General features: G+C 54.5%; 26 protein-coding genes and 1 tRNA gene. 12 read left to right on the top strand and 15 right to left on the bottom strand.

Annotated features, from left to right (window positions below; genetic code table 11):
- Positions 1-187: hypothetical protein (locus MIB40_RS02030; RefSeq protein WP_249690166.1), on the top strand; the 187-nt coding region annotated here is incomplete at its 5' end.
- A gap of 371 nt (positions 188-558) precedes the next feature.
- Here MIB40_RS02030 and MIB40_RS02025 read toward each other — a convergent pair.
- Both MIB40_RS02025 and MIB40_RS02020 read right to left on the bottom strand, forming a co-directional pair.
- A complete protein-coding gene (locus MIB40_RS02025; RefSeq protein ID WP_249690165.1) occupies positions 559-1,008 on the bottom strand; it encodes a hypothetical protein in 450 nt (149 codons plus the stop codon).
- 103 nt (positions 1,009-1,111) lie between these two features.
- Positions 1,112-1,459, bottom strand: coding sequence for a hypothetical protein (locus tag MIB40_RS02020; RefSeq protein WP_249690163.1), 348 nt, complete (start codon positions 1,457-1,459; stop codon positions 1,112-1,114).
- A 100-nt stretch (positions 1,460-1,559) separates the two neighbouring features.
- Between MIB40_RS02020 and MIB40_RS02015 the strand changes: the two genes are divergently transcribed.
- Positions 1,560-1,874 (top strand): hypothetical protein, encoded by a 315-nt coding sequence (locus MIB40_RS02015; RefSeq protein WP_249690161.1) that lies wholly within the window; start codon positions 1,560-1,562, stop codon positions 1,872-1,874.
- Positions 1,875-2,123: 249 nt separating this feature from the next.
- On the opposite strand, the gene MIB40_RS02010 is transcribed toward MIB40_RS02015, so the two are convergent.
- The 4 genes from MIB40_RS02010 to MIB40_RS01995 all read right to left on the bottom strand — a co-directional run bounded on the left by MIB40_RS02010 (position 2,124) and on the right by MIB40_RS01995 (position 5,928).
- The gene (locus MIB40_RS02010) at positions 2,124-2,564 is read right to left on the bottom strand and encodes an Lrp/AsnC family transcriptional regulator (protein ID WP_249690159.1); all 441 of its coding nucleotides are present in this window, start codon (positions 2,562-2,564) and stop codon (positions 2,124-2,126) included.
- 184 nt (positions 2,565-2,748) lie between these two features.
- The gene (locus tag MIB40_RS02005; RefSeq protein ID WP_249690158.1) at positions 2,749-4,293 is read right to left on the bottom strand and encodes a tripartite tricarboxylate transporter permease; all 1,545 of its coding nucleotides are present in this window, start codon (positions 4,291-4,293) and stop codon (positions 2,749-2,751) included.
- Between the two features lie 3 nt (positions 4,294-4,296).
- Complete coding sequence (locus tag MIB40_RS02000; RefSeq protein ID WP_249690156.1) at positions 4,297-4,770, bottom strand: tripartite tricarboxylate transporter TctB family protein; 474 nt, start codon at positions 4,768-4,770, stop codon at positions 4,297-4,299.
- A 168-nt stretch (positions 4,771-4,938) separates the two neighbouring features.
- A complete protein-coding gene (locus MIB40_RS01995; protein WP_249690154.1) occupies positions 4,939-5,928 on the bottom strand; it encodes a tripartite tricarboxylate transporter substrate binding protein in 990 nt (329 codons plus the stop codon).
- Between the two features lie 312 nt (positions 5,929-6,240).
- Between MIB40_RS01995 and MIB40_RS01990 the strand changes: the two genes are divergently transcribed.
- Both MIB40_RS01990 and MIB40_RS01985 read left to right on the top strand, forming a co-directional pair.
- Positions 6,241-7,863 carry a sensor histidine kinase gene (locus tag MIB40_RS01990; RefSeq protein ID WP_319941609.1) on the top strand — a complete coding sequence of 541 codons (1,623 nt, stop codon included), beginning with the start codon at positions 6,241-6,243 and terminating at the stop codon, positions 7,861-7,863.
- Positions 7,853-8,590 carry a response regulator gene (locus MIB40_RS01985; protein WP_249690152.1) on the top strand — a complete coding sequence of 246 codons (738 nt, stop codon included), beginning with the start codon at positions 7,853-7,855 and terminating at the stop codon, positions 8,588-8,590. Before MIB40_RS01990 ends, MIB40_RS01985 begins: the two co-directional genes overlap by 11 nt.
- On the opposite strand, the gene MIB40_RS01980 is transcribed toward MIB40_RS01985, so the two are convergent.
- Complete coding sequence (locus tag MIB40_RS01980; protein WP_249690150.1) at positions 8,578-9,360, bottom strand: FCD domain-containing protein; 783 nt, start codon at positions 9,358-9,360, stop codon at positions 8,578-8,580. The genes MIB40_RS01985 and MIB40_RS01980 overlap by 13 nt on opposite strands.
- Positions 9,361-9,676: 316 nt before the next feature.
- Here MIB40_RS01980 and dctP point away from each other — a divergent pair, with 316 nt between their 5' ends.
- From dctP to MIB40_RS01960, 4 genes are all read left to right on the top strand, one after another.
- A complete protein-coding gene (gene dctP / locus MIB40_RS01975; protein ID WP_249690147.1) occupies positions 9,677-10,813 on the top strand; it encodes a TRAP transporter substrate-binding protein DctP in 1,137 nt (378 codons plus the stop codon).
- Between the two features lie 75 nt (positions 10,814-10,888).
- Positions 10,889-11,584, top strand: a complete 696-nt coding sequence (locus MIB40_RS01970; protein ID WP_249690145.1) for a TRAP transporter small permease subunit — start codon at positions 10,889-10,891, stop codon at positions 11,582-11,584.
- Positions 11,584-13,119 carry a TRAP transporter large permease gene (locus tag MIB40_RS01965; RefSeq protein ID WP_249690143.1) on the top strand — a complete coding sequence of 512 codons (1,536 nt, stop codon included), beginning with the start codon at positions 11,584-11,586 and terminating at the stop codon, positions 13,117-13,119. Before MIB40_RS01970 ends, MIB40_RS01965 begins: the two co-directional genes overlap by 1 nt.
- A 285-nt stretch (positions 13,120-13,404) precedes the next feature.
- On the top strand, positions 13,405-15,021 hold the full coding sequence (locus MIB40_RS01960) for a methyl-accepting chemotaxis protein (RefSeq protein WP_249690141.1): 1,617 nt from the start codon (positions 13,405-13,407) through the stop codon (positions 15,019-15,021).
- Between the two features lie 106 nt (positions 15,022-15,127).
- Here MIB40_RS01960 and MIB40_RS01955 read toward each other — a convergent pair whose 3' ends face one another.
- From MIB40_RS01955 to MIB40_RS01940, 4 genes are all read right to left on the bottom strand, one after another.
- Positions 15,128-15,682 (bottom strand): heme-binding beta-barrel domain-containing protein, encoded by a 555-nt coding sequence (locus tag MIB40_RS01955; protein WP_249690139.1) that lies wholly within the window; start codon positions 15,680-15,682, stop codon positions 15,128-15,130.
- Positions 15,679-16,704: a sensor domain-containing diguanylate cyclase gene (locus tag MIB40_RS01950; RefSeq protein ID WP_249690137.1), complete on the bottom strand. Its 1,026-nt coding sequence runs from the start codon at positions 16,702-16,704 to the stop codon at positions 15,679-15,681. Before MIB40_RS01950 ends, MIB40_RS01955 begins: the two co-directional genes overlap by 4 nt.
- Positions 16,705-16,741: 37 nt before the next feature.
- The gene (locus tag MIB40_RS01945; RefSeq protein ID WP_249690136.1) at positions 16,742-17,128 is read right to left on the bottom strand and encodes a Rap1a/Tai family immunity protein; all 387 of its coding nucleotides are present in this window, start codon (positions 17,126-17,128) and stop codon (positions 16,742-16,744) included.
- 94 nt (positions 17,129-17,222) lie between these two features.
- Positions 17,223-17,978 carry a substrate-binding periplasmic protein gene (locus MIB40_RS01940; protein WP_249690134.1) on the bottom strand — a complete coding sequence of 252 codons (756 nt, stop codon included), beginning with the start codon at positions 17,976-17,978 and terminating at the stop codon, positions 17,223-17,225.
- 135 nt (positions 17,979-18,113) lie between these two features.
- Between MIB40_RS01940 and MIB40_RS01935 the strand changes: the two genes are divergently transcribed.
- A complete protein-coding gene (locus MIB40_RS01935) occupies positions 18,114-19,259 on the top strand; it encodes a MalY/PatB family protein (protein WP_249690132.1) in 1,146 nt (381 codons plus the stop codon).
- Here MIB40_RS01935 and MIB40_RS01930 read toward each other — a convergent pair.
- The gene (locus tag MIB40_RS01930; protein WP_249690129.1) at positions 19,256-20,023 is read right to left on the bottom strand and encodes an SDR family NAD(P)-dependent oxidoreductase; all 768 of its coding nucleotides are present in this window, start codon (positions 20,021-20,023) and stop codon (positions 19,256-19,258) included. The two genes, MIB40_RS01935 and MIB40_RS01930, sit on opposite strands and share 4 nt — an antisense overlap.
- Before the next feature lie 349 nt (positions 20,024-20,372).
- On the opposite strand from MIB40_RS01930, the gene MIB40_RS01925 reads away from it, so the two are divergent.
- Positions 20,373-21,821, top strand: coding sequence for an OmpA family protein (locus MIB40_RS01925; RefSeq protein ID WP_249690127.1), 1,449 nt, complete (start codon positions 20,373-20,375; stop codon positions 21,819-21,821).
- A gap of 109 nt (positions 21,822-21,930) precedes the next feature.
- On the opposite strand, the gene MIB40_RS01920 is transcribed toward MIB40_RS01925, so the two are convergent.
- A complete protein-coding gene (locus tag MIB40_RS01920) occupies positions 21,931-22,191 on the bottom strand; it encodes a hypothetical protein (RefSeq protein WP_249690125.1) in 261 nt (86 codons plus the stop codon).
- A gap of 58 nt (positions 22,192-22,249) precedes the next feature.
- On the bottom strand, positions 22,250-23,932 hold the full coding sequence (locus tag MIB40_RS01915; protein ID WP_249690123.1) for an adenylate/guanylate cyclase domain-containing protein: 1,683 nt from the start codon (positions 23,930-23,932) through the stop codon (positions 22,250-22,252).
- Positions 23,933-24,044: 112 nt separating this feature from the next.
- On the opposite strand from MIB40_RS01915, the gene MIB40_RS01910 reads away from it, so the two are divergent.
- Both MIB40_RS01910 and MIB40_RS01905 read left to right on the top strand, forming a co-directional pair.
- Positions 24,045-24,395 carry a hypothetical protein gene (locus MIB40_RS01910; protein ID WP_249690122.1) on the top strand — a complete coding sequence of 117 codons (351 nt, stop codon included), beginning with the start codon at positions 24,045-24,047 and terminating at the stop codon, positions 24,393-24,395.
- 81 nt (positions 24,396-24,476) lie between these two features.
- Positions 24,477-24,561: transfer RNA gene (locus MIB40_RS01905), tRNA-Leu, on the top strand.
- A gap of 97 nt (positions 24,562-24,658) precedes the next feature.
- On the opposite strand, the gene MIB40_RS01900 is transcribed toward MIB40_RS01905, so the two are convergent.
- Positions 24,659-25,402, bottom strand: coding sequence for a flagellar brake protein (locus MIB40_RS01900; protein ID WP_249690120.1), 744 nt, complete (start codon positions 25,400-25,402; stop codon positions 24,659-24,661).
- Positions 25,403-25,445 lie beyond the last annotated feature (43 nt).

Here is a 25,445-nt window from a genome sequence, read left to right as displayed (position 1 = left end):
CAGAACGCCCTTCGGGTGCACTGCGCAGATGGATAATAATTCTGGCAACGCAAGGAGGCATCCTGCCTCCAGCGTTGGCTCGACGTCCATGTCTCCCCCCTACGGGCCTATTCGAATCATTAACCACCTGCTTGCCGTTCTGGAAGGGGGAGATATTGTGCCAAACTGCAACCTTTCGCCCGGATAAGGGCTCTAGCTTCTTAAGCCCCCGCCGTGCGCTGTCATCCTTTTGGCTGCCCCTTGACTGAGTGAACTATAACTGGATGCACAAGCAAGCCCGACCTTTGAAGCGCCAGACCCAAGGGTAACCGATAAATTTCTAGTAGCGTTTTGATGAATCAAAACACCTGCTCAGTAATACATTGAACAGGAAGACTCTCGATAGGTATTTGGTACAGCCTCCCCAAAGGCAAGCCCGCCATGAAATTATCGCAAGCAGTGAAAAAGGTGTTTCTAATAAACAACAGCACTGAGCAAGTGCTGTTTTAGGGTCTTTTTGTTTCTTTACAAGGCCCGGTCGTATAGGTGTTAAGTGCGCCAACTAGCATTCTATGTAACTTACTCTGAAATACGGACAAAATACTCTCGAAGTTCAGGGGCATACTCAGAAGACACCCAGTAAACATCGGCTCCTTCGAAATGAAATGTATTTTCGTAAGCACCATACTCCTCAGAGTTAAACCGTAGAAACAAAGTATCTTTTGTGCAGTTTACTACTTTGTAACTTGATAAAGACTCATCAACTGAAAATTCACTCTCCTCACCATCTAGGCTTATTGCTACAGATGTGGAAGGGTAAATATACGACTCATCTAGCGAGTACTTGATCTTTAAATTGCCAAAAGCCTGTGCCGAGAATGACAGTTGTAACTCCGATGCACCAGAGTTAAACAGGTTGTGGCTCATGCTCTTTTCTTTGGACGATTTCCAAACCCCAATAATATTAGGGCATGCCAAAGGAACACTTGGAAGCGCCAAAAGTACTGACAATAGTAAGATATTTCTCATATCACTTAACGCCGCCAACAGCGGCAGACTTGGAGCGGCGAAGCCGCGGAAAGGCTGTCCAGCGCACGTAGTGCGCGATGCTGCTTGGCCTTGTTATGTGTGGCTACCACAACGACCACCACTTTTTTGCCGGCACGCTAACCACCTCAATTAAAGATTGTGGTGAATCTGAAGCCTTGCTGCAGACTAAGCCTTTATTCTCTAAAGACATTAGCACTTCTTTGGCAGAAGACTTTAAGCGCGATTGCTTTATAAATATACCTGACTCCGAAAAACTCTCCTTTGTCTCACGGAGGAAATTTAGGAGATGCTTTTCAGTGATCTCCCTATTTGAGCAAGTAATATCTCCAACCAGAAATGCGCACTCAGCCGAGTTTAAGTCCCCTATCGCGTGGATAGTACCATTATCATAGCGCCACTCATCTCCCTTCTGAGTTTTCCAGTTACTCATGATTCTGGCCTCACTGACACATAACAATTAATTCAAAAGACCTCACAAGGTAGCGTACCTTGCAAGCTTGACCTACCTTGTAAGGTAGGAGGCTATTTAAATGTATCGTCGCAGCAAGAAGTATCAAACACAAGTTGCTCTGCTGGCCAAGGCTCGAGCGGCTCGTGAGCGGAAACGACTGGAACCTCCCGGACCAAGTGACATAACTGAACTTCCCGAATTACGCCGGGTTATTGAAATTACCGATTACGACTTTGGTTCGCCTGTGGTCCATCGAATTGAGCTCTTTCGTAGCGATCAAATTGATTGCTATAACGTGACCATTGATGGCCAGCCCTGGCAAAAACGCATGGGTTGGACCCGAATTTTGGCCAGCCTTCGCAAAGCGCTGCCCCGTTTACGTCAGATGCATTGACCTGAGGATTTGCTGACGCCGGGAACCTATCCCTGCTTTTTACCCTGTATAGTCTTATCAGGATCGATGGCCCAGCCTTCTAGTTGACATCAGCTATCAATTACAAGCACACAGCAGGAAGCAGACGTTGTCTTTCATCCGAATCGGTCGCGCGGTGGGATAGGGGGGTATAAAGATGGTTAGGCGTCTCTTTATCATGCAAAAACGCCCTGTACTCGCCTTTAAGGCCAGCCCACCGGAGCAGTACTGTTAACCAAAATCCCCGGGCAGCACCCGATGCACCGGCTCTTTCAACACCACCATGGTGTTGGTATCACTGACCGCGCAGATCTCTTCCAGCACCTCATCCAGAAGAGCCAGGGATTTCACGGCGAGTTTGACGATAAAGGCCTGTTCGCCGGTGACGTTGTAACACTCAACCACCTCATCGCGCTCCAGCAACAGCTGCTTGAGCGCTTTTTCCTTGGCGCCAAACACCTTGCACTGCACCAGTGCCACGATCGGATAGCCGAGCTTATCGAGGTCAACCCTCACCCCGTAACCCGTAATGATGCCGGCCGCTTCCATTTTACGCACCCGCTCTGCCACCGCCGGTGCCGACAGATGAACCCGCTCACCCAGTTTGGCAAACGAGATGCGGGCATTTTCCTGCAAAGCGATAAGGATTTTACTGTTAATGCTGTCGAGCATAGAGAAGGTGTTCCACGTGCCAACGGGTCTGGGGTTCAGGCTAGGAGTTTAGCACCGGTTCCCCTCCTGCAGCAGACGACAAAGAATTCGTTTGAGACAATGTGCACAAAAAGCTGCCCGGGACTCGAAGGGAAGCGATCAAGCCCCGGACAGAAGGCACAGCGTTGTCGTTGCGTGAAAGGTCCTAGCCGCCTTCTCCCCGCGCGATGCTTTTTTCGGCGCCCTGGGCCGGCGCCCGACGTCCGATTACGCGGCTCAACAGCGGCAACAGCAGGACAATAGCGGCAATAGAGATAATGCCGAGGGTTAATGGACGTTCCCAGAGAAAGGAGAAGCTGCCATCGGAGAGGGTCAGGGCCCGGCTCAGATTACGCTCCATCAAATCCCCGAGAATAAAGCCCAACAGCATAGGCGCCATCGGGAAATCGAGCAGTTTGAGGCCAATGGCAGCGATGGTGATAAACACCATCATATGAATATCAAAGCTGTTGAAGCTGACCAGGTATACCCCCGTGATGGAGAAAAACAGAATCAGCGGAATCAGGATCGGGCGCGGAATCACCAACAGGCGAGAGATGTAGGGAATCAACGGCAGGTTCAGGATCAGCAGGACAACATTGCCGAAATACATGGAAATGATCACCGACCAGAACACTTCCGGGTTATCCACAAACAGTCGTGGACCCGGCTGGATACCATAGGCGATCAGTGCCCCCAACATAATGGCTGTGGTTCCCGAGCCCGGAATACCCAGAGTCAGCAAGGGTACAAAGGAGCCTGTCGAGGCGGCGTTGTTAGCCGACTCCGGTGCCGCCAGCCCTCGCAGGGCGCCCTTGCCAAATTGCAGTTTTTGCTTGGCCGAGGCCAGGTTGCGCTCGAAACCGTAGGCGAGAAACGATGCGATGGTTGCCCCTGCGCCAGGTAATACCCCCACCAGGAAGCCAAACATCGATGAGCGGGCCACGGTCGGGGCAATCTCTTTCACCTCCTCCTTGCTGAGTTTCATGCTACCCAGCTGGTCCATGTTCATGTCCGGCGCCTTTTCCCGATGCTGACCGCTGAGCACCGTCATGACCACCTCGGCGAGAGCAAAGGTGGCCATGGCCAGCAACAGGAAGCTGACCCCATCCACCAGGTTCAGGGAATCGAACGTGAAACGCGGCGCCCCGGACATCACATCGACGCCCACGGTGGCAATCATCAAACCGAACACCGTCATCAGCAGCGCTTTGATCACCTGCCCCTTACCGGCGAAGGCGGCGACCGCCGACAGGCCGAGCACCATCAGGGCAAAATAATCCGTCGATTGGAAACTCAGCGACACCGACGCCAACGCAGGCGCCGCCACCAACAGCATAATGGCTCCCACGGTACCGCCGGTGAAGGAGCAATAGGCCGCCAGCGCCAGGGCTTTACCCGCTTGTTTCTTCTGCGCCAGGGGGTAGCCATCGAAGGCAGTCACCACGGTACTGGCGCAGCCCGGCGCATTAATCAGGATAGAGGCGGTGGAGCCGCCAAATACAGCGCCGTAGTAGACCCCTGCCATCAGGATGATGCCGGAAGAGGGATCCAGCCCGTAAGTGATGGGAATCATCAAGGCCACGGCCGAAATCGGTCCCAGACCCGGCAACATGCCGATAAAGGTACCGGCAAAACACCCCACAAACACCATCAACAGGTTAAAGGGCACCAACGCAGTTGAGAGCCCGACTACTATTCCGTCCAACATGGGTCAGCCTCCAAACAGGGTGATGTAGAGTTGGCCCGGGGCCAGGTAAATACCAAGCAATCGGGCCAGAACAAACCAGATGCCAACGGCAAAGGGAACCGAGGCTAGCAACAGGATTTTGATACGACGCTCACCCAACAGGTAATACCCTCCCATCAGGAAAAACATCGTCGACAGCAGAAACCCGATCCAGGACAAGGCAATAGCAAACAATGACACCAGCACCAGCAATTTAGCCACCAGCCAGAAATCGAGCCCGGACAGTTTCACTCGCTGTTCTTCACTGGCCCGACTGGTCAACAGCAACAGGATCGACAGGATCCCCCCTAGCCCCGCCAGGGCAGTAGGCAAACTGCGAGCCGTAAAGGGTTCGTATTCATCACCGGGTAACATCGGAATCTGCCCGGCGTAATAGCCGTAACTCGCCGAAAGACAGAGGAACAATAGCCCACCGATTCGGTCTTTGGTCATCATCATTGGAATCACCTTAGCCGGACACGTCCGCGCCCGTTAGAGTGCGGCTCTCTGCCCTGAGAGCCGCTATTACATTGTTATTTTGCCAAGCGTTTTTTACAAAACCCTCGCGCACGGAACGACAATACACAGATCAGTATCGCGTCGCGCGCTATGGCACAACCGCGTTGGTTACTTGAGGAAACCCAGCTCACGCATCAGGTTGCCCATCACCTGTTCCTGCTGCTCCAGGAAGGCCACAAACTCAGTACCCGGCTTATAGATCTCGGTCCAGCCGTAGCGCGCGCGCACTTCTTGCCACTCTTCGGTGGCGTACATCTCTTTCAGCATGTTGGCAAAACGATCAGCATCGGCCGCAGGTAAACCCGGTGCCCCGAAGAAACCGCGCCAGTTGACGAAGCTGGCGTCATAACCCAGCTCTTTCAGGGTTGGCACATCCGCCGCCGAATCGGAACGCTCGTCACCGGTCATCACCAGAATGCGAATCTGTCCGGCCTCGGCCATCGCCAGTACCTCGCTCAAGCCGGTCGAAAGCACATCGGTTTCTCCTGAGAGCAGGCCAGCCATTGCCTTACCGCCCGCATCGTAGGGCACGTACTTCACTTTACGCGGATCACCACCGGCAGCCTTGAACGCCATCGCGGCGACCAGATGATCCATGCTGCCTCGGGCCGAACCACCGGCAATGCTCACCGATCGAGGATCTTTCAGATAGGCCTCAGCCACCTGCTTGAAGCTGGTGTACTTGGAGTTAGCCGGCACTACCAGAGCACCGAAATCACCAATGGTGGCGGCAACCGGAGTCAGGTCTCGAAATGATTGTGGAAACACCTTGGACAAGGAGCGAATCACGATGGGGGTCGAATTGACCATCAAGGTGCCCTGTTGCTGAGCCGAAGTTTCGATCAGGTGCGCAATCGCCTTACCACCGCCACCGCCCGACATATTCTCGAAAGAAACCGTTCCCGCCAGACCCGATTTCGACAATGCTTCACCGGTCCCCCGGGCCGTGCCATCCCAGCCACCACCGGCACCACCGGGGATCAGAAAATGCACCTTATCAACCACCTGGCTGGCCGCCATGGATGAACTGGCACTCAGGCAGCCCACCAGAGCGGCAGCCATCAGGGAAACGCGCTTGCGCTTAAACAGGTTTAGCATGGGAAAATCCTCTTTATTGTTATCGTACTGATTGATGACCGCGCTACGGTCTGCTTTTCTTGTTCAGCGGGACAGCCCTGCCTGGCCGTCGCCGGTAGCTCCAGAAGATTGTTCACAGAGCCATCTAAACCAACCTTAGTCGTTGCCAGGGCGCCACGCACAGCTTGCGGGTTTAAAGGCTTTTAAAAACCTAAACTGCATTTTGTGCATAATGTTCACGGGCATTGCCATTGCGTCTTACCTACCATAGCCGGTAACAATAAACACACAATGAACACGCAAAGACCCTGCGCTAGTCATGGAGCTGTCCCGGTGCTGTCGTTGAATAAATTCAAGCTGAAAACCCGCATGGTGCTGGTTCTGGGCCTGATCGCCCTGCTACCCACCAGCCTGATCGGCGCCTTTGCCCTGCATTACATCAGCGTTTCCCTTGAAGACCAGATCGGCCAGCGGGCCCTGGATGTGGCCAAGACCATTGCTCTGGCACCCGAGGTGATTGCCGGAGTGCAGGACCGCGACAGCCAAAAGCTACAACCCATGAGTCTGGTCTTCGCCGAAGGCACCGGCGCGCGTTTCGTGGTGATCGGCGACCGCGACGGGGTTCGACTGGCGCACCCCAATACCCGCCGCATCGGCCGGTCAATGATCGATGACGACGGCGATGACAACGCCCCGGCATTGGTTCATGGCCGCCCTTACCTGTCCAAGGCGCTGGGTAGCATGGGCTTCACCATGCGTGGCAAGGCCCCGGTTTACGATGCCAGAGGAGAGGAGGTGATCGGCATTGTGTCGGTTGGGTATCTGCTCGATTCGGTGCAGGCGGTGATCGACCGTTATCGCACGACCCTGGCCTCCGTGATGCTGCTCGCCTTCCTGCTCAGTGTGGCCACCGCGATCTGGTTTGCCACCCACTTCAAACGGGCCATTTTCGGTCTCGAACCGGAACAGATTGCCCGCCTGTTCGAGGAGCGAAACGCCACCCTGGAGTCGGTCCGCGAAGGCATTATTGCCATCAATGCCGAAGGCCAGATCACCACCTTCAATCGTACCGCCGCGCAACTGCTGGGGATCGATGACGAAACCACACTAACCGGCCGCTCCATTCAGGAGGTGCTACCGGAAAGCCATATGCTCGATGTCCTGCAAAGTGGTCAGCCCCAGTTCGACCACGAGGTATGGCTGCAGGATCGCAACCTGATCGTGAACCGGTTGCCCGTCCTGCGCGGGGATAACATTACCGGTGTGGTATCCAGCTTCCGACGCAAGGATGAGCTCGATCTGCTAAGCCGCAAGCTGAGCCGTATTCAGCAATACGCGGAGAGTCTGCGCAGCCAGTCCCACGAATATTCCAACAAGCTGCATACCATCGCCGGACTGATCCAGATTGGTGCCTTCGAAGAGGCCCTGGCCCTGATCGGCCAGGAAACCCAGAGCCACCAGGCCCTGCTGCATCTTCTGGTGGAAGCGGTACCGGACCCCCAGCTGGCGGGTTGCCTGCTGGGCAAATACAACCGGGCGCGGGAGATGGGGCTGAGCCTGCAGATCGATCCCGAGAGCCAGATGAAAGCCCTGCCCGAGCGCCTGCCGCGTGAGTTGCTGGTGAGCATTATTGGCAACCTGCTCGACAATGCCCTGGAAGCCACACTGGGGCATCAGGGTGCCGGGGGCGAAGTCGGCCTGAGCATGACCGACCTGGGCAACGATCTGATTTTTGAAATACAGGACCAGGGTCCTGGCATCAACGACGAGACCTTGCCGCGTATTTTTGAGAAAGGCTTTACCAGCAAGCAGGCTGAGGGCCACGGGCTTGGGCTGCACCTGGTGCGCAATCTGGTTGACCGTCTCAAGGGCCATCTGACCATCGAACCGGGTGACCAGGGCGGCAGTCGTTTTACCCTGTATCTGCCCAAGGAGGAGGGCACTGATGTCGATTGAAAACGATCCGCAACGGCCCCATGATGAAGCCATGAACCCCGCCATCCGAGTTATTATCGCCGAAGACGATCCGCAAATCGCCGAGATTCAGCGGCGCTTTCTCGAACGCATCGAGGGCTTCACCCTGGCCGGCATTGCCCACGGTTTGGCAGAAGCCCAGGACCTGGTCGAGGTGATCCAGCCCGAATTGCTGCTGCTCGATGTGCAGTTCCCCACCGGCACCGGGCTCGACCTGCTGCGTCGATTGCGCGCCACCAACTGTGCCACCGATGTCATTTTGATCACCGCCGCCAAGGAGGTCGACACCCTGCGCGATGCCCTGCGCGCCGGGGTGTTTGATTACATCCTCAAGCCGCTGGTGTTCGAGCGCCTGCAGGAGGCGCTGCAAAACTACGCCGCACACCTGCAAAGACTGCGTAACCTGCAATCGCTGGAGCAAAGCCATGTCGACCGTCTGTTGCCACGCTCGGGTAATACCGGGCCTCAACCCGGCAAAGAACGCCTGCCCAAAGGCATCGACCCTCTCACCCTGGAACGGGTTCGCAGCGAGTGTGTCCAGAGTGCGAATCCTCTCAGCGCCGAACAGGTCGGGGAACGCATCGGGGCCAGCCGCACCACCGCCCGTCGTTATCTGGAGCACCTGGTGAGCTGTGAAGAGCTGGAGGCCAGCGTCAGTTATGGCAGTGTCGGTCGGCCAGAGCGACGCTACCAACGTCAATCAGATTGAAACTCTGCTGTCGGATCGTCTATCGGTATTCGCATCAAACCTTGCTCTTGCCGTTCCAACTCCGACATCCGTGATCGGATGTGACGAATATGAGCCGCCGCCACCTTCCGTGCCCAGGCGGGTTGGCGGCTGATGATGGCGTGGTACAGCTGGCGGTGATGACGGTCGATCTGTTGCTTCTGCGGCGCTCGATGATAGAGGTTATTGATCGAAACCAGCACCGTATTCAGGGTCAGACGATTCAGGCTTTGCAGAGTGTGAATCAACACCGGGTTATGGGACGCCTCCGAAATGGCGCTGTGAAAACCATGGTCCAGGCGAGCAATCGCCTGCGGGTCCCGGGCGTTTTGTTGTGCCAGCAACATGGCATCAAAGGCCTTGGTGATTCGGTACAGGTCTTCCGTGGTGCCGCGCTCGGCCGCAAGACCCGCAGCTTCGGCTTCCAGCAACTCCCGGACTTCCAACAGGTCGTAGAGGGTTCGCGGGTGGTCCCGATACAGGTGAGCCAGGGTACTGTCCGGGGTCACACCCGGCAGAATATCTGCCACATAGGAACCCCGGCCATGCTGGGTATGGATCACCCCGCGGCCTTTCAACTCTTTCAGGGCTTCGCGCACAATGGTGCGTGACACCCCCAGACGATGGGCCAGCTGGCGTTCCGACTGCATCCGCTCCCCCGGAACCAGATTGCCTTCGGCAATCAACTGCTCCAGCCGCCGGGCAACCGACTGGGCCGTGGTTTCCGATGAAGCTTCTGCTTTACCGTCCATGTCGCCATCCTAACAAGGAAACAGATTTACCCTGAATGTAACCGGTCGCCATAAGTGGTACGACCAGCTGGCATTGAGTTTAGAAACCGGGACTCAACAATCCAGTAGCGTTCTGTATTTATTATAAAAACTGCATTTACTGATATCAGACTACCACTAAAAACTGGTCATACCAGCTATCTTTTAGTTGGCGTATTGGAGCCCCCTCCGCAATATCATTGATTGCGGGCATCCCCCGAGCGCCCAATGGACTGAGGGCCAGGTCCGTCATCTGAAGGAACATAATTAGAACAATACTGACACTGGAGTCTGGAAAATGAGCAGCAACGATAAGAATAATCCGTCTGCACCCCCAGCTGTATCGGAGCGTCGCAGTTTCCTGAAAAAGGCCGCCATTGGCGCCACCACGGCTGTGGTCGCCGCCCCCTTTATCGGCAATGCCCAGGCCGCTAAAACCACCACCTGGAAAGTACAGTCAACCTGGGACGCCGGCACGGTGGGTTACACGCTGTTTGAAGAGTGGTCTAACAATATGAAAGAGGCCTCCGGCGGTGAACTGGCCATCAAACCCTTCCCGGCCAAATCGGTCGCCGCCGACAACAACGCCCTGTTCGATGCGGTGCGTAACGGTGTGCTTCAGGGTATGAACCCCTTTACCCTGTACTGGTCGGGCAAAATTCCGGCCTCGGTCTTTCTCTCCTCTTACCCCGCCGGGCCCGACCAACCCCACCAGTGGGACACCATGTTCTACGCCCTGGGCATGCTGGAGAAAACCCGCGCCATCTATGAAAAATTCGGCCTGTTCTACGTTGGCCCTATTCACCATGACGCCAATATCATTCACTCCAAGCAACCGGTCAACAGTCTCGATGACCTCAAGGGCATGAAGATTCGCCTGCCCGGTGGCATGGTAGCGGAGGTGTTCCAGCAGTTTGGCGTCTCTACCGTGAGCTTGCCCGGTTCGGATATCTTCCCGGCGCTGGAGAAAGGCACCATCGACGCTGCCGATTATGTCGGCCCGGCGGTTAACTGGGATCTCGGCTTCGGCCAGGTGACCAAGCATATTCTGTTCGGACCTCCGGGCGTCATGTCCGTCTATCAGCCCGTGGATCTGATGGACCTGACCGTTAATGCCCGCGCCTGGAAGAAGCTCTCGCCCAAAATGCAAAAAACTGTTGAAGATCAGGTCAAAACCTATTCCATGCATCACTACCTGACCATCCAGAAACGCAATATCGAGGCGCTGCAGAAGTTCAAGGATTCCGGCAGTGTGGTATCGCGGATGACCCAGGCGGATATGGAGGCGTTCCGCCGCGCCGCCATTCCGGTCTGGTACAAGTGGGCCAAGAAGGACGCGGCCGCCACCGAGATCTTCAAGATCCATCTCGACTACATGATGAACGACATCGTCGGCTATGTAACGCCAGAAGACGTCAAGGGACATTCCCTGTAGCACCGGTCTTTCGTCCATCAATCGCTGCAGGAGCCCAAATTCGGAGTTCCTGCAGCCCAACTTCGGGAGTACCTCGTGTCTGATCTTGAAGGCTTTGGTTTTGTCATGCCCCACTGGTTGTATTGGGGTTGGCTGGCAGTTATGCCATTGATCATGATCTACCTGGACCGGCGGTCAAACGCCACATCAGATGAAGTCTCTGAGGAAGCGCCTATCGAACCGGCGCAAGCCGAAGAAACATCCATCATTGTGCACGAGGAGATCGCCACCCCCGTCACTCGAGTGATCGACTGGATCTCCGAACATTCGGGCCTGTTTGTCGCATTCTGGACCGTCAATGCCGTCTGCTTTTATTTTTTCGAAGTGGTCATGCGCTACCTGTTCAATATGCCAACCATCTGGGTGCACGAGGCCTCCTTCCTGATGCTCGGCATGCAGTACCTGTTGGCAGGCAGTTACGCCATGCTGCACGGTGCTCACGTTCGGGTCGATGTGGTGTACAACAAGTTACCGCCGCGCGGACGGGTGGGTATGGATATTTTCACCTCATTGTTTTTCTTTATTTTTGCCCTGGCGCTGGCCGGCACCTCATGGACCTTTTTTATCGATTCTTTCAATATGAGCGAAACCACCGTGGAAACCTGGGGCATCCAGTACTGGCCCGTAAAAGGCATGATGTTCCTCGGGTCCAGCCTCATCCTGCTGTCGGGGATCTCCAAGTTAATTAAAGATATCCTGCTCTTTGTCCGTCTCGGACAGGGGGTGCACTGATGGACTCCCGGACTCTCAAACACGCCCCGAAAAGTCTCTCCGGTTTACTGGGAACCTTGCTGTTAATCGTCGCCTCCCTGGCTGTGACCTTTATCGTCGCGGTCGAGCTGATCAATATTCTGTTTTACGATCCCTGGGAGGATGAGTACTTCCTGTTTCGCCTCGCAAGCAGCCTGGAAGAGGTCGAGATCGGCTCCCTGACCTACCTGATGTTTGGCTCCTTATTGGTAGCCCTGATGATGGGATTACCATTGGCCTTCGTCACCGGGGGGCTGGGGGTGGTGTTTATCTACCTGGTGGGTGATTCCACCATGCTCAATATTATTCCAGGGCGCATTTTCCCGATGATGAGCAACTCCGACCTGGCCGCGATACCGCTGTTTATCTTTATGGCATCGATGCTGGAACGGGCGGGTCTGATCGAGGAGATGTTCAACGTCGTCTACAAATGGATGGGCGGACTCGGAGGCGGCCTGGCCATGGCCACCATTATCGCCTCGACCATTCTTGCAGCCATGGTGGGAGTAATCGGCGCGGCAGTGGTGACCATGGGCATTATCGCTCTGCCCGCCATGCTCAAACGAGGTTACGACCATAAAATTGCCCTGGGCTCGATCATGGCCGGCGGCACCCTGGGCATACTGATTCCCCCCTCGATCCTCGCCATTTTGTATGCGGTGGTGGCACAGCAATCGGTGGGTGAACTGTATCTGGGAGCCATTATTCCCGGCTTGCTGTTGTCTGGCATGTATCTGGCGTATGTGTGGATTCGTACTTTGATCAACCCAGAACTCGGACCACCGGTGCCCGAAGAGGAGCGCATCGGCCTGAAGGAAAAACTGCTGCTGTTAAAAGACCTGATCGCTCCTATTTTTCTGGTGATGCTGGTACTGGGCTTATTGTTTGGTGGCGTCGCAACCCCCGTAGAAGCGGCTGGCATCGGCTCCTTTGGCGCCATGCTGGTTGCGGCGATGCATGGTTCTTTCAGCATTGGTGCCTTACGCGAGGCTTCCGTCACGACCGCCAAGGCCTCGGCGATGGTGCTCTGGATCATGTTTGGCGCCTCGGTGTTTGTCGGTTTCTATATTCTTCAGGGCGGGCAGGACTTTATCACCGAATCGATCATCGGTACCGGGCTTTCCGCCTACGGCATTTTGCTGCTGCTGATGGTGTTGCTGGTGATTCTGGGCATGTTCCTGGACTGGGTGGGCATTCTGTTGCTGGCGGTACCCATTTTTATTCCTATTGTGGAATCCCTGACCTTCGATGGCCTGTTCGGTTTGCCTGCCGTACCCGGAGAAGATGTGGTGCTCTGGTTCGGCGTGCTCTACCTGGTCAATATGCAGATGTCTTTTCTCAGCCCTCCCTTTGGCTATGCACTGTTTTATATTCGCGGGGTGTGCCCGCCAGACATCAGCATGGCCACGATTTTCCGCAGCTCGCTGGTATTTCTCGCCCTGCAGGCTTTCGGCCTGACTCTGTGCGTACTCTTACCCGGCCTTATTACCTGGCTGCCTAATCTGGTCTATGGTTAAAAGGTAACCATCGGTGGCCCATGGATCCGGCATGGGCCTTTTCCCTCACCACCAAATGACATAGCCTCATCTTTTGTTGCTGCTGATGCGTCCCGCATTGATCTCTGCCAGCTCAATGCCGATCATTATCGCGTATAACGTATAAAAAACATACCAACCATTCCTTCAAGAACTAAAAACTGTAGTTTTCGTGAATCCTGCCGAAAATCTACATAGAGTCACACACGGATAGGGTGACTAGAACCCCCAAAGGACGCTTTACCGAGCCCGCACCGAGATATCCCTATGAAGTTACAAAACAACCTGCAAGCCAAGATTTTTGCACCTCTTCTCATCACCTTCCTGGTCATTTTGGTCACCGCTATTTACCAGACCAATAGCAGCCAGACGAGACTTGGCCATGAGTTAGCCGCTGAAAAGGTTCAGGTTGCCGCTAACTCCTATCTCGACCAGGTCAATATCCTGATGAACGTTGGGCAGATGGCCACTCGCGAGATTGTAGCCACCAAGGTGATGGGGGAAGATGGCATCGTCGAGGCGCGATTAATACGCTCGGAGCGGATTAATCAGAATTACGGACCCGGCAAACCGGGCGAAGCGGTAGTCGATGATCTGGACCGTCGTGCTCTGGCCGGTGAAACCATCAATGAAATTCGCATCATCGATGGGGTGGAGATCTTCACTCATTTGCGCCCGGTTCCAGCGCTGCAGGAGTACCGTGGAAGCTACTGCATGGCCTGTCATATGCGTGACGTCGATAAAGAGGGGGATATTCTGGGCGCCGTTCGAATCAGTTACGATCTCACCCAGGTTAACAACCATATTCAGTCCAGCGTGACCAATAATGCCCTGGCCCTGGTGGCTATCTTTATCGCCGCCTTTGCCTTGTTAGTCTGGTTCTGCCGCCGTTTTGTTACCCGACCTGTCGAGCAGATCGACCAGGAACTGCAGACCATCACCGATAATTTCGACCTGACCCAACGAGTCAGCTATCGCAGTGAAGATCAGCTGGGGAATTTGAGCGATTCCATGAACCGCATGCTGGAAGCCTTTCACTCCAGCCTTGATCGGGTTAACGAATCCACCACCCATATCAACAACACCTCCACCCAGATCTCCGAGCTGGCCCACACCACTCAGGATGCGGTTCGTCAGGAACACCAGGATACCGAAGTGATCGCTGCTGCCATCGAGCAGATGGAAGCCACTTCGCAAGAGCTGCAGCGCAGCGCGGAACAAACCGCCCACAGTTCCAGCGAAGCCGATGCTGCGGCCGGCGAGGCCGATCGCCTGTCCAATATTGCCACCGCCGAAATTAACGATCTGCAGCAGGTGCTCGACAAACTGGAGGGAGTCTCACGTAATCTGGGTGAGCGTTGTAATAACGTCGGCTCGGTATTGGTGGTGATCAAGTCCATTGCCGAGCAGACCAACCTGCTGGCGCTTAATGCCGCTATCGAAGCCGCCCGTGCGGGAGAATCCGGCCGGGGCTTTGCGGTCGTTGCCGACGAAGTACGTACGCTGTCTCAACGCACCCATGAGAGCACAGCCGAAATAGAAACCATGATCCAGCAGTTACAAAATGAATCTGACAGCCTGACCTCTTACATGCAGGAGGCGGGAGAGAAAGCCAACAGCAGTGTCGATAAAGTGCAGATGACCGTGGAGGCCCTGCACCAGATCACAACCAAGGTTTCCGACATCAACCAGCTTAACGACCAGGTGGCCACCGCCTCGGAACAACAGTGCGCCGTCAGTAATGATGTCAGTAAAAACATTCATCAGATTCGTGACGTATCGGAAACCACCTTGCAGCAGGCCCAGCAATCTGCCCAGGCCGCCGAGGAGTTACTGGAGCGTTTTCGGGAACTGAATGCCGTTGTGAAGCAATTTAAGCTTTGATCGATTAACGGTTACAACCATTAAAAAAGGCGCCATCAAGCGCCTTTTTTAATCCTGCTTTGATCACTTATTTCGAGCTTTATAAACTAGGGCACCTCTGATTAATTCAATTACTGCGTTGCAAACGATTGTTGTCACGATGATCAAATTGGGCGCCGTAAATATCAAGCAAGGTGTTTTGCTCGTACACCAATTCCTCGCCCTCGAAACTGAGGGTACGATCAAACGCCAACACCTTGGCCTTTTGCGCCATAAAGGGTGACTGCACAATCCCCCAATGAGGATGATCCAATTCTGCCCGCACCTGAAGGTTGCCATTCTCGGTCACTTCTCCACCCGCCAGAACGCTGATGCCACGGGGAATACTGTACGACTGCATCAACAGCCCGGTAGCGGGCTCCCACATCCAGTAACCGGTTTCGTTATGAAACACCTTGTCGTTGCTTTTGCGACTCACCAACTGGTGATAACGCACGGCTACCAGCTCCTGCTCTTCGGCATTGGTGGTTAGCCCCGCGGCTTCAACCAGTAGCGTTTCATAGTATTCGTTCTGCTCAATACCATCGGGTTCCGGGGCGCGATCCATACCCCGGTCACCGTGCCAGCGACCCAACAGAGGGGTAAGTGGGCCATAATCCACATCGTCTATCTGCACGCTCATCGTTCATTGTCTCCGCTGACCATATCTACCACCATATCGACTTCCATCGGCACCTTCACCAACGTCTGGGCCCAGTTGGTCGCCCCCTCATAGCCATGGGTGCTGTCAACGGCAACCCGTACGCAGTTGCGACCCATTCGCTTGGCTTCATACAGTGCCATATCCGCGGCATGCATCAAATGCTCAAGATCATAACTGTGGCCAACTTCTGCCATGCCTACCGAGACGGTAACACTGGATGGTGTCAGAGGCGGACCAAAATCGTGGTTTTCGACCCGTTTCAGGATGCGCTCGGCAATCGACAAGCCCAAGGTGCTGTCGGCATCCACAACAAAGATCGAGAACTCTTCACCGCCAATGCGCCCAAACAGATCATAGGGTCGCAGGCACTCGGCGATCAGGGCAGGTAACTGGCGTAAAACGTCATCACCGCAGCCATGGCCATAGTTATCATTGATCAACTTGAAATGGTCGATGTCAAAGCTCAGCAGTACACCCGGCAGTTGCTGGCGCCGACAATATTGTAGTTGTTTGGCAACCCGGGCAAAAAAACTGCGTCGATTACTGATGCCCGTCAGCTCATCGGTTTCCGACAAGCGCTTGAACTTATCCGCCAACTCGCGCTCTCGCATTTCGGCCCGCTTCTGCTCGCTGATGTCCGTGCAAAACACCAGCATATAGTCATCGTCGGTAACCTGCTGGGTGATCAGGTGCCAGGTGCCTTCGCGGGTAATATTCTCAAAGGTGCGATAGGCCACCGAACGGCGCTTTTTTTTCGCCACCTGCTGCAGCAGCTGTTCGATATCGGGCGTATCAAACAAGAGTCCTGTGCTGGCCTGATGGACATGGCGGATCAGATCCGGGAATGTCTGACCGGTAGCCTGCTCTTTACTGAGCGCAAACAGCTGGCCAAAACTCTGGTTACAAAACACCAATCGGTCGCCAGAATCGAAGACTCCGACACCATCCCGGGTCTGGTGTAAGACTTCCAGCAACAGCTTAAACAGCGGTAAATCGCTCATAGGGTTTCCGGGCAACAATCAATCGACCATCGAGCCATCAAGGGCAAGGGTAGGTACTGCTCAAGGCGTCTACAACAACGGCCGCCGCAGGCTTGACCAGGTCAGCCTGGTGGCTGTTAGCAAAGCTGATGAAGGCACGGCTGAGCTGCTTGGCTCGCACCCCCTCGGGGGCACAGATCAGCTGCTTGGCATGCAGGGGGGCTGCCAGGCGCAAACTCTCCTCTATGCCACTGATAAAGCCATCGCAATAGCGTTGGCGTTCACGACCCGAGGCCGTCATCGAGCTGGATGAACATTGCAACAACAGTTGCCTGGCATTCATCTGCTGGGGGAAAAATGCTTCGGAGTCCGCTTCCTGGGCAAACGCCGGAAGCGCTAATACCAACAATACACCAGTGACTGCCGCCCGCAAGATCATAGTCATTCTCCCCATCGCTTTGTTGTATTTTATCCGTTAACGCGCCAAGACAATAGGGATCCCGCTCCAATTTTAGTCCGCTTTCAGGCCAAGCAGGCTGCTAGGGGTTCAGGTATTGGTCAAAAATCTCCTGATAACGCCCGGAGTCTCTCAGCGCCCGAAGCCCCTCGTTAAAGTCATCGCGCACCCTGGCATTATGGAAGGCGACGTTGTAATAATTGGGATTGAAAATGCTATGGACCTTGACCGGCAATAGGGCATCGCCAATCTGCTGGGCTTTATTACGGTAATAGGTAAAAATTTGTCGTTCTATGACGATCAATTCAATGCGCCGGCGGTACAGCATGCGAACCTGGGCGAACTGATTGGCGATCTCCTGATAGGAGTCGGCCCCATCTACTGCCATCATAAATTTTTTGCCGAGCAATATTCGCGCGTTCGGAAACGCAGCGATGGCTAGGTTTCGACCGGATAAGTCTTCTACCCCGTTTAGTACAAAACCATGTTCAGACAGGGTAATAGCAACGTTTTGAAACGTGATGTGTGAATCCGAGTAATAAACACCATCAGTGCCCAGAGAATCATGGGCCAGCATCACGCCATCAATCGATTTGTCATAGAACTGTCGCTTCATTCGAGCGGGGGGCAGGTACACCGGTTTCAACTGATAGCCTTTGAAGGCCAGGGACTCACGCACGATATCCAGCTCTATGCCGGTATTGTTACTCTGAATCGCCCAAGGGGCTATCGAGGTACGCACGCCCAGCTTTATCTCGGTGGCAGCAACCTCCTGACAACCTATCAATATTCCCAGCAGGCCCGTCCATAGACCCTGCAGCAAGTAGCTTTGGCGCATGCACTCTCCACTACGGCCGATCATCCTTTGTTCAATTCAAACATAAAAAACACTCAGAACCCAGACGCTGGCGACAACTCGTTCAACTGATTACCATAAACATTAATGCCCTGAGCGAACTATTTCGGAACCCCGATGCACAATTTTGACCACCCAATCGACCGCCGCCAGACCCAGAGTATGAAGTGGGAGAAATATTCCGAGCAGGATATTCTACCGCTGTGGGTCGCCGACACCGACTTTATGTCCCCACCAGCCATCATCGAGGCATTGCACCAACGCATCGACCACGGGGTTTTCGGCTATACCCTGGTCGCGGATGAACTGATCGAGGTACTGCAACAGCGCCTGCAACAGCGCTACCAATGGTCCATCGATCCCGATTGGCTGGTCTGGATGCCCGGTATGGTCTGCGGGCTCAATATCGCTTGCCGGGCGACGGGCCAACCGGGCACCCAGGTGATTACGCCAACGCCGGTCTATCCGCCGTTTATGTCGGCACCCAAGCTATCCGATCGCCAGCTGGTCACCCTGCCAATGCTGCTCGATAACGGCCGCTGGATTATCGATTTCGACCAGCTGGAGCAAAGCATTACGAGCGAGAGCGAACTGCTCTTGTTCTGTAATCCGCACAACCCGGGAGGCACCTGTTATCGGCTCGATGAACTGCAACACCTGATTGAAATCTGCGATCGCCACGACCTGATACTGTGCAGTGACGAGATCCACTGCGACCTGATTCTGGAGCCCGGGGTATCACATATTCCAGTGGCCTCACTCGATACTCAGCTGGCGCAGCGCACCATCACTCTGATGGCACCGAGCAAAACCTATAACATTGCCGGCCTCGCCTGCTCCTTTGCCATCATTCCTGATGCCAAACTACGCCAACGCTTCAAGCGAGTGATGAAAGGCATCGTGCCCGAAGTCAACCTGCTGGGATTGACCGCCGCACTCGCGGCGTATCGCGATGGTGAAGAATGGAATCAGCAACAGCTCGAGTATTTAAAAGGCAACCGGGATTACCTGATCGATACCATCAATCGCATTCCCGGTCTGACCTTGCATCCGTTCGACGCCACCTACCTGGCCTGGATTGATATCGGGACATTGGCACTCGATAACCCAATGGCATTCTTCGAACAGGCGGGAGTGGGCCTGTCGCCCGGGAAGGATTTCGGCAATGACCACTTTATGCGCCTGAACTTTGGTTGCCCCCGCGCGACGCTGGAAGAGGCCGTATCCAGAATTCGTCGCGCGGTACAACAACGGCAGGCTTAAACTGCGGTAAAGCCGCCGTCCACTTTGACTTCGGCGCCGGTCATAAAGCTGTTGTCGGGATGGCACGCCATCATCAATGCGCTCACCACTTCATCCGCACTGGCCGCCCGCCGCAAGGGTGCCGGTGCCGTCAGTTTAGCCAGAGCCTCATCCCGATCGGGCATCAAGGCCAGAGTACGTTCCAGCATGTCGGTTTTGGTAATAAAAGGGCACAGGGCATTAACCCGGACATTGTTCTTACCGTATTCCGCCGCTGCCGATTTGGTCAGGCCGATCACCGCGTGTTTGCTCGCCGCGTAATGGGACATGGTCGGCGCACCGCCCAGGCCCGCTACCGATGACAGGTTAAGAATTACCCCGCCACCCTGTTTGACCATCTGGGGAATCTGTTGCTGCATACAAAGGAATACCCCGCGCACATTGACCGCCATGGTGGTATCGAACGCCTCCAGGGTAACCTCGGCCAGTTTGGCATGGCTGAGCTCGACACCGGCATTATTGACCGCAACATCGAGGCGACCAAACTGATCGATGGTCCCCTTAACAAATTGCTGCACCTGTACAGGATCGGTGACATCACAGGGGGCATCGAAGACGTTGGCACCCTGGCTTCGCAAGTCATTAGCAACCGAGGCCACCAAATCCCCGTCGATGTCGCTCAGGGCAAGACGGGCACCCCGCGCCGCAAATTGCTGCGCGGCTACCTTACCAATGCCGTTGGCAGCGCCCGTGATCAATACCACCTGGTCGTTAAAATCTGACATATTGCTCTCCTGTTATTATTGGGGCTCTTTATTGGCCAGTCATCATTGCGATACCAGCGATGCTAACCCAACCCCGAACCCGGACCTATGAACCGCCCCGCCGGAAATAACACTCCATTCGTGGAATCAATAATCTGTAGCGTCCACACGGTGCCTTCCGGTTAACGAGAGACTCACAGGGTAACGGTCGCTCTCGTCAAAGCACCGGTACAGAACTCACAGATTCAGAGTTGCGTTTTGACACAGCCCCGCGTCATACACTAGCTTCCCTCAAACACCTGACCTTCTGTTTGTAGCGTTCTTCGCCATCCAACAGCAACAGGCGGCCACAATAATAAATGGAGTTATTATGCCAATACGCCAGTATGTAACGATGCTGCTGGGTGCCCTTTGTCTTAGCGCCACCCAGATGAGCAGTGCTGACACGCTCTTTTCATCCTATCCGGACTCAAAAATCAGAGAGTCCCTGATACGCCATTATGATCGCTACGACATAATTACTGCCAAACAAGCGACATCATTTGACACCCTGATGCTGGGGGGACACCTGTCTCGTCAGTACTATGAAATTTCCAACGCCCACAGCCTGGAAACCATCTATAAAAACTATTTAAAGGCGATCGAGTCAAAGCAGGGAAAAATTTTATTCAGCTGCAAGGGCGAGAAGCAATGTGGCAACTACAAAACCATTTTCTCTTATATCAAACCGCTAAAAACCATTCAGAAAAGTAACCCCTATATCATCACCGCGCAGTTCACCCAGGCCGGACAACAACACTACGTTTCACTAATGTTGGTAAACTGGGCAAAAGGCAATGGACTGCAGCTGGACGTTATTACCGAACAACCAGAACCCCTGGATCTGGTCAGCGTTAACAGTGATTATCTCGAACAACCTCCCACGTTTGACTACACCGAAATTGGTTTTAAAGACACCAAGGGTTCTTCCGACCATCCGCTGGTCAGTCGCATTCCGGGCAGTAAATTACTCGACTACCAGTCATTGGGGTTCGACAAAAACACACTGGTCGCCCAGATTGATCCCAAAGGTAAAAAACACGGCACCATTACCGCCAACGGAAAAACCACACTTCTCGGGTATGCGATCCCACGGGAATACTCAGAATTCGAAGTGTTCGAAAACTATCGCAATGCCTTGCGACAAGCAGGCTTCGTTGAAACCGCACATTGCGAAGGCAAAGCCTGCGGAAAAACGAAAAAATTTAAGCAACAGATTCATGCTCAGCGCGGCGTCGGTTCAGATAAAAACCAACACTACTCCTTGATGATTCTCGACCAACCCACAGGAAAGCTTTGGGCCACCATTTATGTCATCGGATCAGCTGGATCCTTGGCCGCCAACCTTCATATCGTCGAGGCCAGCGAGTTAAACAATGAGCGACTCGCGGTCGATGTTGACGCCATTACCAACGCCATCGAAACCACCGGTCATATCGCTCTGGAGGGTTTGCTGTTTAAATTTGACAGCGACCAACTGCTGCCCGAATCCGACCCGGTAGTCGAGCAGATTGCCTTGTACATCAAGAGCCAACCCAACAAACTGTTTTATGTGATTGGGCACACCGATGACAAGGGTGATGCTGACTACAACCAGAAGCTTTCCCAAAAGCGCGCGGAAAAAATCTATTCGGTATTGACCAAGCAGCACGCTATAAAGCGATCGCAATTGTCGGCTCGGGGCGCCGGAGAATACTCACCTGTCGCCAGCAACCTGAACGAAGCAGGACAAAAAGAAAACCGGCGCGTGGAGTTAGTACTACGTTCAGATAAACACTAAATCCATACAGCCGGACAGTCGTTTTTATCCTTTACGACTGTCCGGCGACCTCGTCGATGATGGCTCTGTATCCAGGTGGAAATTTCTGTCCAAAAGGGTTTTCAAGCACTCAAAGCATGACTGACGAAAAACTGGTCATGGCGGTCATCGCCACCTGAGCCGCCACTATCGTTATCCCCACACTACCGCTGAGCGCCATAAAAGCCTGGGCCCGCTGTTCGTCATCAACGACGTTAAATCGACGCGACTCGGCGATCAATTTTGGCATCTCGCTGACTGGTTGCGACAACTGACTCAACTGCTCCTGACAGTCTGGACTAATGCTACTGAGAGATTTCCAGTTAATAATTCTGCTGGTAATTTCGGCCACTTCCCCGGCGCTCTGGTCATACTGTTGTTTAAGGCACCTCTGAGGTCGTTATTCTTTGCTATGGTTTCTCGGCAAGTTGCTGTTGCAAATCGAGCCACATCGTCTCTTCAGCGGAGATACCAACCACGGCCAGTTCTTCCTGACGCCCCCGCACAGGGATGTGCTCCACCATTGATTCCTCAAATGGAATACTGGCCTGCTGCAACAACCTGACCGATATCACCAGCGCCTTTGCCATCGATTTGCTGGCCTGCTCCAGCCGTGCGGCACTGTTCACGGTGTCTCCCACTGCGGACAATATAGGAGACGCGGGAGGTCCCATGGTGCCGACAATGGCATCACCACAATGCAAACCAATACCCATACGCAGTGGTTGAGACAATTCGGCGGCGAGTTTTTTATTCAGATTATCAAGTCCCGCCTGCATAGCCAGGGCTCCACGCAAGCCGTCACGGCAAGCGTCACCATAGTCACCCTCAACCCCATAGAGAGCCATCAAACCATCGCCATTGAACTGAGCATAATGACCTCCGGTTTGCTCCAGGGCCTGCGCCAACTCCGCAAAAAACTGATTGAGAATAAACACCACATCATAGGGTAGGCGTTGTTCGCCCAGAGCCGTGGAGTCCCGTAAATCAGCAAACAAGACCACCACCGGCTTCTCAAACCCGGCCACCCCGCCCGGGCGATCCATTCGATGTAAGCCACTTCCGGGTTGCAACAAGGGTTCGATAGCCATCGAGTCTGTTACCCGCAACTGACAGGCCAGACGCACCGACTCATCGGCACCGATGCTTTCCAGCACCCGGTGTTCCTGTGCCGAACGCGGTGCCAGATTTTCCCCTCCATTGGTGACCCGAACCCGGCAAGTGGTGCACCGTCCCCGTCCGCCGCAAACCGCCGAATGGGGCACCCTCTGCTGTCTTAGCAGTTCCAGCAATGTCATGCCCGGCGCGGCCCGAAGCGTTCCTCGCAACGGGTGCTCAATCTGAATAGAGGTACCCTTGGTCTGGAGGTATAAACGAACAACATGGATCGATACCACAATCGCCAGACTCAACCAAAAGAGCCCCTCTAACCACTGCCGAGTCGAGGCAATCATCGCCACTTGCGGGTCGAATCCTGACGACACCTGCTGCCAACGAATAGCCAGATCTACGACACCAATATCGGCTGTGGCCCGGTAAAACCCGAGCAGTGCCAGAATAGGCAACAGTAACGCCAACGTCTGCCACAACAACAACCAGCGGCGATATCCAGCGCGAATTCGCAACCAGTAATGCAGGCCCATGGTCAGGTGCCCCCACACCAGTAACAGCAGGCAGGTTTGGCGAAACATCAAACCCTCGACATTGCCGAGAGTTGCCAATACCCACTCATACCCCCCTTCCACCGAGGGCAGCAGGGCTGGTGTCAGGCGCGCACCGATAATATGGGGCAGTAATAACAGAGGCACACAAAGCCCCAACAGGTATTGGGTTTTCTGCCACCAGGGCATATTCCAGCTTTTTCGTCGCGCAAAGGCGACAAAGGCCAGCAACAGATGCGTGGCCAACGCCGCATAAAACAGGATCAGCCAGGGCCAGCTGTGGGTCAATCTGGCCAGTCCGGTTCGCATGCTTTCCATGGCATCGAGGCTCACCAGGCCCAGACTGTGATTGACCAGATGCAGGCAAACAAAACAGGCTACTATCAGCGCCGAGCCTAACCTGAGGTTTCGCTCCCACATCATCAACGTCATGCTTCGGTTCCCTGGTGCGTGCAATCCTGTCAGCATAGCGGTATCTACGGCTACCCGCTTTAGCCTGCCGGCATTAGAATACCCGTTCCGGACAACGTACAAGGAGTGATCCATGGATCAACAAGAACCGCAGCAAACCCCGAAACGCGAAGCACTGAGTTTCAAAGGTCTGCTGCAGCCGGTGCACTACGAGGAATACAAATCAGTTCCCCTGCACCGTAACAAGTACGTGGCCCTGCTCGCCTCGTTTGCCATCAGTCCTTTGGTCGGCTTGTATTTGATGTATACCGGTATTTTTTCCAATGACGAGGGTAAGGCCAAACCCGCCGGCTGGGGGGTTAAAGGTGGCATTTTGCTACTCACCGCCTGGCTGCTATTCAGCGTGGTGACCCAAAGCGGTTTTTATCGCTATGGTTTCCTGTCGGTTCCCCAGGCGCCCGCCATTGAGCAACAACAACCCTGAGTGTACGCCAGCCGCTGCTTACCGGCTCCCGACAATTTGGGCTTGACAGTGCAAGCGCCCCCTATATAATGGCGCCCACTTGCCGAAGTGGTGGAACTGGTAGACACGCAGTGTTCAGGTCGCTGTGCCTTCGGGTGTGGGAGTTCGACTCTCCCCTTCGGCACCATATCAAGAAAAAGGGAATCGCATCGCGATTCCCTTTTTTCGTTTTCAGCATACCCGCTTTTAGCCTCGGTATACCGCCGCACAATAAAACCGGCTGCTTACTCGTGGTCTATGTCCTGCTGATAAAGCACTCGGCGCTGTTCCCGCTGCAAACCCGCGATATAACGGTCGAGGCGCGCTTGCGTCGCGGTATCCACATTGCGTAGCTCACAACCTAATTGAGTATGGGCGTAAGGCCGGCGGATAAAGTTGCTGTTACAGATCTGCAGCTGGCATTTAATACGCTCATCCTGCAATGTAAAACGGGCATCGGACACCAGGGTCCCCGCATCCAATTCTTCGGGATGCAAACCGCCTACGTTTACACGAACACCATTGGATGAAATATCCACGATCACGCCGCTAACCGCAGCCCCACCGAAGCCACTGAGCATCACGGTCATACGCGAGGCGGCCGGTACCTTTACCCTGAACGCCGCTCGACGCTGGTGATGCTCGACATAATCGGGCACCGTTAAGCGATACACCGGCATATCATCATTCTGTTCTTCAGATAATAAGACGGCCGAGAAACTGATGTTATAACCGCCTTCACGGCAGTCTATATCGAAACGCCGACCCGGACTCAGCTTCAAATTGTCGGCGCCAGGAAACAACTCGTCCAGCAGGATGCTGTCCTCCTCGACTGCCAGTATCAGGCTGCGATAGCCGGTATCACTGGCTTCAGGGGTGACCTCAATAAAGGTGTGGTTCTGGCTCAATCGCTTGAGCAAGGCCCGCCCTTCTTCGCGCTGCTGATGCGCCTCATTAAGCTGATCTCGCTTGAATAACCAATTGAGCATATCGGGTGGCTCCCGTTTTCTCGTGCGCCCTGAGGGCAATCAT

It is taken from the genome of Aestuariirhabdus haliotis, from assembly GCF_023509475.1.
GTDB lineage: Bacteria > Pseudomonadota > Gammaproteobacteria > Pseudomonadales > Aestuariirhabdaceae > Aestuariirhabdus > Aestuariirhabdus haliotis.
This window is presented reverse-complemented; position numbering and strand designations above follow the sequence as displayed.